General features: G+C 37.3%; 8 protein-coding genes and 1 pseudogene. 2 read left to right on the forward strand and 7 right to left on the reverse strand.

Going from position 1 to position 9,387, the window contains the following annotated elements; genetic code table 11:
- Position 1: 1 nt before the first annotated feature.
- The 6 genes from JIV24_RS14525 to JIV24_RS14550 form a co-directional block, all read right to left on the reverse strand.
- Complete coding sequence (locus tag JIV24_RS14525; protein WP_200465784.1) at positions 2–622, reverse strand: methyltransferase domain-containing protein; 621 nt, start codon at positions 620–622, stop codon at positions 2–4.
- Complete coding sequence (locus tag JIV24_RS14530) at positions 623–1,627, reverse strand: GNAT family N-acetyltransferase (RefSeq protein WP_200465785.1); 1,005 nt, start codon at positions 1,625–1,627, stop codon at positions 623–625. It abuts the gene before it with no gap.
- 18 nt (positions 1,628–1,645) lie between these two features.
- Complete coding sequence (locus JIV24_RS14535; protein ID WP_200465786.1) at positions 1,646–2,593, reverse strand: sulfotransferase; 948 nt, start codon at positions 2,591–2,593, stop codon at positions 1,646–1,648.
- Positions 2,594–2,598: 5 nt separating this feature from the next.
- A complete protein-coding gene (locus JIV24_RS14540; RefSeq protein WP_200465787.1) occupies positions 2,599–4,062 on the reverse strand; it encodes a lipopolysaccharide biosynthesis protein in 1,464 nt (487 codons plus the stop codon).
- A 10-nt stretch (positions 4,063–4,072) separates the two neighbouring features.
- Positions 4,073–4,762, reverse strand: coding sequence for an FkbM family methyltransferase (locus JIV24_RS14545; protein ID WP_200465788.1), 690 nt, complete (start codon positions 4,760–4,762; stop codon positions 4,073–4,075).
- A 372-nt stretch (positions 4,763–5,134) separates the two neighbouring features.
- Positions 5,135–7,378, reverse strand: a complete 2,244-nt coding sequence (locus JIV24_RS14550; protein ID WP_200465789.1) for a helix-turn-helix domain-containing protein — start codon at positions 7,376–7,378, stop codon at positions 5,135–5,137.
- 158 nt (positions 7,379–7,536) lie between these two features.
- On the opposite strand from JIV24_RS14550, the gene JIV24_RS14555 reads away from it, so the two are divergent.
- A complete protein-coding gene (locus JIV24_RS14555; protein ID WP_200465790.1) occupies positions 7,537–8,052 on the forward strand; it encodes a YkgJ family cysteine cluster protein in 516 nt (171 codons plus the stop codon).
- A 62-nt stretch (positions 8,053–8,114) separates the two neighbouring features.
- Here JIV24_RS14555 and JIV24_RS14560 read toward each other — a convergent pair whose 3' ends face one another.
- Positions 8,115–8,945: a solute symporter family protein gene (locus JIV24_RS14560; RefSeq protein ID WP_200465791.1), complete on the reverse strand. Its 831-nt coding sequence runs from the start codon at positions 8,943–8,945 to the stop codon at positions 8,115–8,117.
- A 244-nt stretch (positions 8,946–9,189) separates the two neighbouring features.
- On the opposite strand from JIV24_RS14560, the pseudogene JIV24_RS14565 reads away from it, so the two are divergent.
- Positions 9,190–9,387, forward strand: a pseudogene (locus JIV24_RS14565) (IS5/IS1182 family transposase); the annotation flags it as partial.

Below are 9,387 nucleotides of genomic sequence, written 5' to 3' on the forward strand. Positions count from 1 at the left end.
GTTATTCAGTTGATAAAACAAAAAAGTGTTGTGAGAATTTTCTGCAATCATTAATTATTTTAAAACCTTGTTCTGTAATATCTTGTTTAATCTTATTGAAGCGATACTTTTGATACCCAATTTCCCAATGGTGATGATTTGTGGTTAGTTTGTTGCGGCGTGTGGCAATCTGAAAAGCAATGCGACCAAAAACGTGAAGCCTAATATCAAAATCAAACCATACCTTAATGTTAAGTGGCATACTAATGATGAGCTTCTTTACGCCACTATCTTTAGCTTTCTTTAGCGCCAACATGTATTCATCGTAAGGTATGTGTTCAAATACTTCAAAGGCAAGTATTGTGTCAATGTTGGCAGGTAAATCATCGCTCACAATATTGGCTACAATATCGGGTTTCTTATCTGCATCAATATCCATTGAGATGATATTGTAATTTTTACTCTTTAAATAGTTGTAGGTAAAGCTACTGCCTATTCCAACCTCAAGTATCGATTCTTTATGTTCAACGTGTTTCTGTATTAAACTCTGTTGAAAATGATAATACTGCCAGTGGCGTTCGTTTTCAAGTTTATGAATCCACTCGCTTGAGTACTGATATTTCTCGTTTGCTTGGGGCTGCATCTATTTTTGGGTTAGTTTTTTAAGTCTAAGGAGTAATTTAAATATTTGGCCACTGTCTTTTGCAACATGGTAATATGGCTCGGCAATAAAATTAAAACCCGATTTGTATTTAGCAATGCTTGGTGTATTGGCACCTCTAAAATCGTATGTTTTTACACCTTTTTCATGGAGCATTTCAAATATCTTATAACTCAGCAACTGGTTAAGACCGGTATTAAAATACTCTTCGTTTCCGCCAGCCTGAAAGTCCACCGCTATTTCCGAATTGAGAACAAGAACTCTGGTGGCAATGGCTACATCATTTAGAAAAATGTTACAAACAATGGCTTTATTAAGCTCTGAAAGTTTTGTTAATAAGCTGATAAATTGCTCTTTGGCCAATATGTGTGGTTTGTTGTTTTTCTTAAGTGAGCGATCAATTAAATCGTAACTCAATTTCATTTGTTCCTGAGAGCTTGATGAATCAAAACTATAATTCAGCTTTTGAGCTTTTTTAATCTTGTTTCGAATATCAGGGTTAAATTCAGAAAGTAATTGTTCCGGTGACTTAATTGCACCCCTGTAGGTATACCTGATTTCTTCAGAATAGCCATTCCATTGGAGTGGTCTGATGTCGGTAGTGGCACAATTTAGGGTAAACTCAACATGTGAATATTGCTGTTCGAGAAAATTTGTGAATTCTTTGATGATTTCGAAATAATGGCTCTCTTTTTTAGATTCTAGTTTTGTATCACGTGTCAAGATGACCATGTAATTATCAATTCCCAGCAGATTGACAATGAGTTTATATTTTCCAAATTTCACACGGTATAAGTATGCGAATCCGGCAATTAATTCATCATTTTTGAAACAAGCAACAATCTCAAACTTTTCATTGGAAGCTTCACAATAGCTGCTAAACCAGTCGCTGCTCATAAATGGGCTCGGTTCCGGCACTTTTGCTAATAATTGTTCCCACTTCGGAAATTCTTCTTTATCAAGTGTTTTAAACGTGTATTTACTCATCGTCTAAGTTCAAAGTCTTTATTGCATTGATAGATTACTGGTGTGATTTTCCCAGTCAAGCTGCTCAATATAATTCTTAATTTTCACAAAGGTAGCATCATCCAAGCGTTGATTGTTGCTTATATTAATCTCAATTGAATCAGCAAAAGCACGCTTGGTACAATCAATGTGTTTTGATAAATGTTCAATAATAGTTTCATTTAAAGCTTCATAATCGATGACATTAACCTGTTGTTCTTCAAATAGCCTTAAGTCTTTATGAATTTGTTTCTCAATCAGATATATTTGCCATACAATCTGTTCAAGTTCATCGTCCATTTGGGCTAATAAGGCATGCTCTTTAGGTTTGATGCTCCAAACTTCGTTGGCAGGTGTGTTACTTTTGCGTTTTCCGAGTAATATGGATTGTGCCACATACAGAGGATTGCGCTTGATGTAAATAATTTTTGCTTCCGGAAAAGTTGTTTTTACAAAAGGCAAGCGCACTGAAAAGGATAAGTTTTTGAACAGAATAGGTTTATCATACCTGTTTGTAATCGCCTGAAGCAATTCTTTTATCTGGCCAATGCTTTGCGTATTCATCTCATCAAGCTCGATGTAATGGCGATCCCTTGGTAGCCATTTATACCAAAATAATCCTTCATTGGGCGCATGCAAGCCCTTTGTGTTTCCGTGATTTGATGATGAGCTATTGTGCGACTTGTTACCAAATATTTTCTGGCTGAACCAAAAACCGATATATGGATTGTTTCTGGCCATATTAATTAAATTATCAATGTATAATACATCTAATTTTTGGGTTAAAGCCTGATACAATATGGTTGATCCGGTTCGGGGAGGTCCAATAATAAAAGTGGGAGCATGCCTCATTTTATTGGCTGAATAGCGTTTTATAAGTGGCCGCTCAATAAGGTTTAACAACCATGATGAGTATTTAAATAGTCTTCGGATAATGAATTCGCCCATGCCGCTTATTTTTTGGATAATACTTTTTTCCCAATTCGAATCATTTCGGTGATTTCTTCGGGCAGGATGATTTTTAACACCATAAGGGCTCCTACAAATATACCGGCCATTAGTAGTTTTATAACGATGGCTACAATGATATTATCAGGCAGTATAAAGCTGATCAAAACCAGGCTAATCCATAGGATGATCATTTTTAAGGAAGCTTTCAGGTCAAAAGCAATGCTTTCTGATTTGCTGGCTTCGATATAAAACCAAATGGCAGCAATTAATTGCACCAGCATTGTTGACCATGCAGCACCAATTTTCCCTATTGGAGGCACCAAAACAATGTTTAATACCAGGTTTAAGATGCCGATTATTATAAGGATTTTTGAAATAATCTTTGTGCGTTTGTGTTTGTGCAACGGCAGTGTAAAAAAGTTCCTCAAACCCGAGAAAATCAATCCTAAGATTAAAATTGGTGTAAGAAATATACCATCGTTATAAAAGTCATCACCCGCCGAAACAACCCAAAGGATTTCTTTTGAAAACAATACAATGCCCAGACCTGCAATGGTGATTATAATTAAAAAGTAGCGCTGAAGGCTTTGAAACACCTTCTCGTTATCGGCATTGCGAAATGACTGGTAGTAATAAAATGTGTAAGCCGTTAAAAAAGACGAGATAAAAACCATGTCGAGCAGATTGGCTACTTTAAAAGCCAAGCCATAACTACCCGATTCAGCAGGATTAAAAAACTGATTGATGATATGTCTGTCGCTAAGGTTTAAGAATGTGGTTAGAATGGCTGAGAGCGCCAAAGGTAAGCCATAAGCAATCATTTCTTTTAGTAAAGGAGTATTAAAACTCAGCTTAAAATGACTCTTAATTATCGGAATTAAACCTAAAAAAGTGAGTGTGTTGGCAATCATTTGAGCTTTAAATGCGCCCTCGAGTCCTTCCTTTTTAAAGTACAGGAAATACACGGTAAACAAAATGGTCATCAGCACATTAATAGTGCTGTGCTTGGTTTGTGCAGCGGCCCGTTGCTTGAGTTTTATCAAAAGGTAAGGCATCTCTTGAAACATGCGAAACAAGCTTGAAATCAGGAAGTAGATAAGCACTTGATGGCTGACTTCGTACTTTAAGATGACTTGTGAGTATCGAAAAAGAGCAGCTGCAAATATCAATAATACGACAATTGAAATGCTGTAATTAAAAGCAATGGCAGTGGTAAACAATGATTTTTTCTGAGCTTTATCGGCCATGTCATTAAACCATCGGGTAAAGCCACTTTTAACCCCCCATCCTGACGATATCATTGTCAGCATAAAGATGGTTTCAAGAAGTGTCCACACACCAAATTCTTCTGTGGAAGTATAAAAGGTAATTAGCGGTAAAATGATGATACCACTCAATTTCCTGATGGTGTTGCCAATGCTATATATGGCAGTGGTTTTAAATACCTTATGGGTCGATTGCTTCATCAAACAACTGTTACTTTTTAATAAAGGAAATTTCCTCGGTTAAATCGGAGATAGCAAATACTTCGTAACCATGTGCCTTCATTTGTTCAATGGCATTCTTTGTTTTGTTATTGCCATTGGGATAAAGACGGTGGTGAAACTCAACAAGCACTTGCTTTATCTCGATGCCCGAAGCTAGTATGTTGGGTATAACATCGTATTCGGCCCCTTCAATATCCATTTTCAACAAATCAATGTGCTGATGCTGTTTATCTTTAACAATGTCAGCAAGCGTTTTTACCGGTACCGATATTTTCTGTTGCTCATCGGTAATGCTGTTGCTACTGAGGCTGCCAGATACATGGGCATTGTTTTTGGGCAAAAAGAAATCGATGTTACCACTCTCGTGACTTATGCCAAGGGGTTCAAAGATAAATTGTTCTGAATTTACGTTCTTTCTCACCCAATCAATAGATCTTGGTGTAGGGTCGAAGCCATGAACTGTACATTTGCATTGGTTCATTAGTTGCTGGTCAAAACTAATGTCTTCGCCAATGCCAAAAGAATACACGATTGAATCGCTTTTAAGCAAATTGGTATGGACAAAGAATCCTCCATTTTTAGAGCCAAGCCAATCTGATTCAATGTGAATGCTCTTTTTTATAAATGGAGATTTGCCTCTCAATGCCCTGTAAATATGAAGTAGCTGTTTCTTTAGCATGTTGAATCGAAACTATAAGTTTAAAGCAAAAGTAATAAACTATCTCTTTGAAAGATGCCTATTCTAATGCTTAAGTATATTACCAATTGAAGTTTTTTGAAAAATAGATATTCAATTATATTCTTACGGCATAAAATTTGCTTCGTATCGGGCCTAACTTTAACGCTAATTTTATGAAGAAAGCTAACCCTAACAAGTTGGTCAGCCTGATGAAATCACAAAATTTTCCGCAGGTAATGTTACTGTATCAACTAATAATTTTAATCATTATTACATTAATACTGATATTCTAACAACCCCTTAACCAATAAATTCTGCCTCTGCTTACAAACTTTCCATTCATAGATTCCTGATTTAGCAGAGGTGGAATTTTTATAGTACTCCATCTGATTGCATCCATGCTTGCACATATTTAATCTCGGGATACGAATATTCGTATTTCAGGAATTTTCGAATCTCAGATAAAGCCGTTTCATTGCATTCTTCAATCCCTTTTTTTATGGATTCACGCGTTTCATGATCGATAAAATCGTTAAGTGACAAAATGTTTTCTTTGATGCAGCGAGCAATGTGCGACTCAATGGTTGTTTTAACCAAGCCACGTTCTTTAGCGATGGCATCAACGTCATTACCTTGTTTGTAGAGCGCACAAGTAATCAGATATGTGGCCACTTTGGGCGTTTTTACCGCCTTGTCTTTTAAGGTCTTACTTTTGCGTTTCTTTTCTTCAGGTTGTTTCTCCAGCTCAGGCTGGTCAATGTCTTCTTTATTAACGTCTAATCCTTTAAGTGATGATTCGAGTAAGGTTTTTGCTTTATAAATGTTGTGTAATAAAGCATAATATTGAGCTGCCAGGTCTTTAAGCTCAGTCATATAGGCTTTCACACCTTTCAATTCATTAACAGTTTCGAGATGCTCAATGATGTTCGAATGGCATTTTTTAATTGGCGGCTGAAAGTAGGCAACAGCCTTATCAATGCGTTCAATAAGGGTTTCAACATAATCATTGGCACCCGATTGTACAATTCGATACACTTGCGCTCGAAAGCGATTACCAACATTTTGCAGAGGCTCAGTTTCTTTCAGCAATTTTTCGGCCCATGGCTTGAACTGCTGTTTTTTTGAACGCTTCTCGTCTTTACTATAGCCTTTCAGATGTTGGTGCAACGAAACTATCAAGTCATTAAAATCAAAGGCCTTTAATACAAAGTCATTGAAGTATTTTTGAGATTCTTGTTGAAGAATTGGCTGTAACTCGGCAGGGTTCATTTTCTGACTAACAAAGCTTCTTAATGAATCATCCGCATCAATGCCCTGTTTCGGAATTGGTGTTTTTAATACCAAGCCATCCAGGGATGTAAGACGTGATAAGGCCACATAAATTTGACCAGCTGCAAAGGCCTTGCCCACATCAATAATGGCTTTTTCAAACGTTAAACCCTGACTCTTATGAACTGTAATAGCCCAGGCCAGTTTAATGGGGTATTGGATAAATTCACCCACCACATTTTCGGTCACTTCGTTGGTTTCTTTATTGAGCGAATACTTTTTATTTTCCCAGGTATATGATTCTACCATAACCGGCTCTGTTCCATCATTAAAACTAACTTCAATTTCGTCTTTAGTAATGTGGGTAATCGTACCAATTTTACCATTGAAGTAGCGCTGCTGGCCCGAGAAATCATTTTTGATAAACATCACTTGGGCCCCTTTTTTAAATTGCATGGTTTCTTGCAAGGGGTATTGATGCTCTTTAAAATCACCTTTTACCTCAGAGCGAAATGAAAAAAGCTGACCATTTAATTCAGCCAGGCATTCTTTATTTTTTGCATCGGCAATAGCATTGTGGGTTGTCAGTTGGATGTAGCCATCGTTGTTTTGTTGGTTAAAATCCGGTTGATAATATTGATTTAGCAAATTAATATCTTCATTGGTCACCTGGTTATCGCGGAAATGGTTGAGTAAGTCAACAAATGTTTGGTCGGTTTGACGGTAGACTTTTTGCAGTTCAATGTGTACCGGGTGATGATGTTGCAAAACTTGTGCATCAAAAAAGTAAGGGCTTTTATAATAGCGCCTCAGATGTTGCCATTCTTCGTGTTTTGTTACCGGCGGCAGCTGAAGCATATCACCAATAAACAACACTTGCAATCCGCCGAAAGGGGTATTGTGCTGTCGGCGTACATGGCGGCAAATCAAGTCAATGGCATCCAGTAGATCGGCTCTTAGCATACTCACTTCATCGATCACCAATAGCTCCATATTACGAATCAGGTTACGCTTTACCGTATGCATCTGAATGTTCTTAATCAAAGAACGTGGAATATTAAAGTGAGCTAATGTTTGAATTTTTTCAGGGTCAATACCACTATTGTTATCCGGAATAAAAGCGCCAAAAGGCAACTGAAATAATGAATGAAGAGTTACACCACCGGCATTAATAGCAGCTATGCCAGTAGGTGCTGCTACAACCATGTTTTTGTGTGTGTGTTCTTTAATGCGATGAAGTAAAGTGGTTTTGCCTGTTCCTGCTTTGCCGGTTAGGAACACACTGCGACTGGTTGTGTTAATGTATTTAGAAACAAGAGATTGAAGTGAATCGATCTGTGTGCTCATTTGATTAAGGTTAAATAATTGGGCAAGATAAGGGAAAAAAGTGCATGGTGCAAAGTGCTATTGGTTGTTGAGAAGTTACGCTTAAAGATGACATCTTTCTTTGAAGTATTATAGTAAGATGTCATCCTTACAACTAACTTTGTCCAAAACAAATGAATATGGCAACTCTGAACAATTATCAAGCACTACGTGATGAAATAGATTCAAATACGCTTAAATTGTGGGATGAGCATAGCAGCAATATGGCTTGCAAAAAAGGCTGCGACAAGTGCTGCCTTAATTTTGATGTATTTCCAATAGAGTTTGACTTCATAAAACAACAGCTTGAGAAGCTGTATCCGGAAGTGTTAAAACAAGATAAGCCAGAGGAAATAGGAGAGAAGTGTTTCTTTTTGAAGAACCATCAATGCAGCATTTATGAGGCACGTCCTATTATCTGTCGAACACATGGCTATCCATTATTATATATGAATGAAGCGGGCGACCAATGGGGATTATCGCATTGCGAACTTAATTTCACAAAGGTGGATGAAGATTATTTCAATGAGGAGAATTGTTATATGCAAGACACCTTTAACAGCCGCCTGTTTATGATGAACAAGGAATATATTAAAACAACTCATCCCGATAAAGGTGAATTTGATCTAAATCCTTTGGTGAATGTGCTTAAGTAGCTTACAATAAAAAACAGGAGATAGCTTATGCCACCTCCTGCCAATATGTAAAGGCGATTTTTCTAAATATCCTTCTTTTTATGATTGTCCTTTTGCGTTGCTAATGAAACAAATATGAGCGTTAGTAAAGCCAAGGTAAATGAGATAATAGCCGGATTGTCGAGCTGATGTAGGGCATTGTCGGGATTTAGTCCGTAACGATTCCACATCATTGGAGAAGTAAGAATCAGTCCGATAGCAGTCACAATACCCACGACAATAGATGACGCAATTCCTTTAGCTGTTGTTTTTTTCCAGAACAATAACATCAATATGGAAGGTAGGTTTGCAGATGCTGCTACTGCAAAAGCCCAGCCTACCAGGAACGATACATTCATTCCTTTAAAAGCGATACCAAGTATTATTGCAATAATGCCCACAACAAATGCTGAAATTTTACCAGCGAGTACTTTGTTTTTCTCGCTCAGGTTTTTCTTCATATATACATCAATAATGTCATGAGCAATAGCGCCGGTTGATGCTATAATTAGTCCGCTAACCGTACCTAATATGGTGGCGAAGGCAATGGCGGAAATGATAGAGAATAAACCAACGCCAAAGATCTTAGCCAGAAGCGGAGCTGACATATTGCTGCTTTCCATATCTAATACGCCATTTATGGCAGCACCTAAACCCATAAACATGGTTAGGATGTAAAATGTGCCAATTGAAGCAATGGCGACTATGGTTGACTTGCGTGCATCGCGCTGACTAGGCACCGTATAATATCGAATTAATATATGTGGTAGTGCAGATGTTCCAAGAAATAAGGCAATCATTAACGAAACGAAATTCAGTTTTGAAACAGGCGTTGCTCCTTTGCCAATTTTAAACCGGAGCCCTGGTTTCATCATATCACTCCCGGCAGTTTTATTTTGATACCAGACAGTAACCTTGTTTTCACCATCATTAAATTTTAACTGTGAGAAGCGCACAATCTCACTTTGTTCAATGGTTGAAAGAAATTTAAAAGGACCTAAAGGGCCGGTTTGTTCTACTTCCTGGCCATCAACAATTATTTTAGGGGACTTCTATAAATTAAAACTTTGACATACAGATGTGTATTAGTATTTTCAGGCGATAAAATCAGCCGAAAAGATGAATAAATATAAAAGCACCGGAAATAGGGGCCTTTTTGATGAACAAGAAAATGTCACAAAGCTTTCCGCAATTGGCAATCCTTTAGAAATGATTGGTAACGTAGTTGATTTTGAAATATTTAGAGATACTCTAGAAAAAGGACTTTTAAACAAAGAGAAGAAAAGCAATGCAGGAGCCAAGCCATTTGATGTAGTA

The sequence above is a fragment of the Carboxylicivirga marina genome (assembly GCF_016612505.1).
GTDB classification, from domain to species: domain Bacteria; phylum Bacteroidota; class Bacteroidia; order Bacteroidales; family Marinilabiliaceae; genus Carboxylicivirga; species Carboxylicivirga marina.

What these genes read in the sequence shown, in the direction of transcription:
- JIV24_RS14525 (WP_200465784.1), bottom strand. Translation starts at nt 622, where the DNA reads ATGCAGCCCCAAGCAAACGAGAAATATCAGTACTCAAGCGAGTGGATT.
- JIV24_RS14530 (WP_200465785.1), bottom strand. Translation starts at nt 1,627, where the DNA reads ATGAGTAAATACACGTTTAAAACACTTGATAAAGAAGAATTTCCGAAG.
- JIV24_RS14535 (WP_200465786.1), bottom strand. Translation starts at nt 2,593, where the DNA reads ATGGGCGAATTCATTATCCGAAGACTATTTAAATACTCATCATGGTTG.
- JIV24_RS14540 (WP_200465787.1), bottom strand. Translation starts at nt 4,062, where the DNA reads ATGAAGCAATCGACCCATAAGGTATTTAAAACCACTGCCATATATAGC.
- JIV24_RS14545 (WP_200465788.1), bottom strand. Translation starts at nt 4,762, where the DNA reads ATGCTAAAGAAACAGCTACTTCATATTTACAGGGCATTGAGAGGCAAA.
- JIV24_RS14550 (WP_200465789.1), bottom strand. Translation starts at nt 7,378, where the DNA reads ATGAGCACACAGATCGATTCACTTCAATCTCTTGTTTCTAAATACATT.
- JIV24_RS14555 (WP_200465790.1), top strand. Translation starts at nt 7,537, where the DNA reads ATGGCAACTCTGAACAATTATCAAGCACTACGTGATGAAATAGATTCA.
- JIV24_RS14560 (WP_200465791.1), bottom strand. Translation starts at nt 8,945, where the DNA reads ATGATGAAACCAGGGCTCCGGTTTAAAATTGGCAAAGGAGCAACGCCT.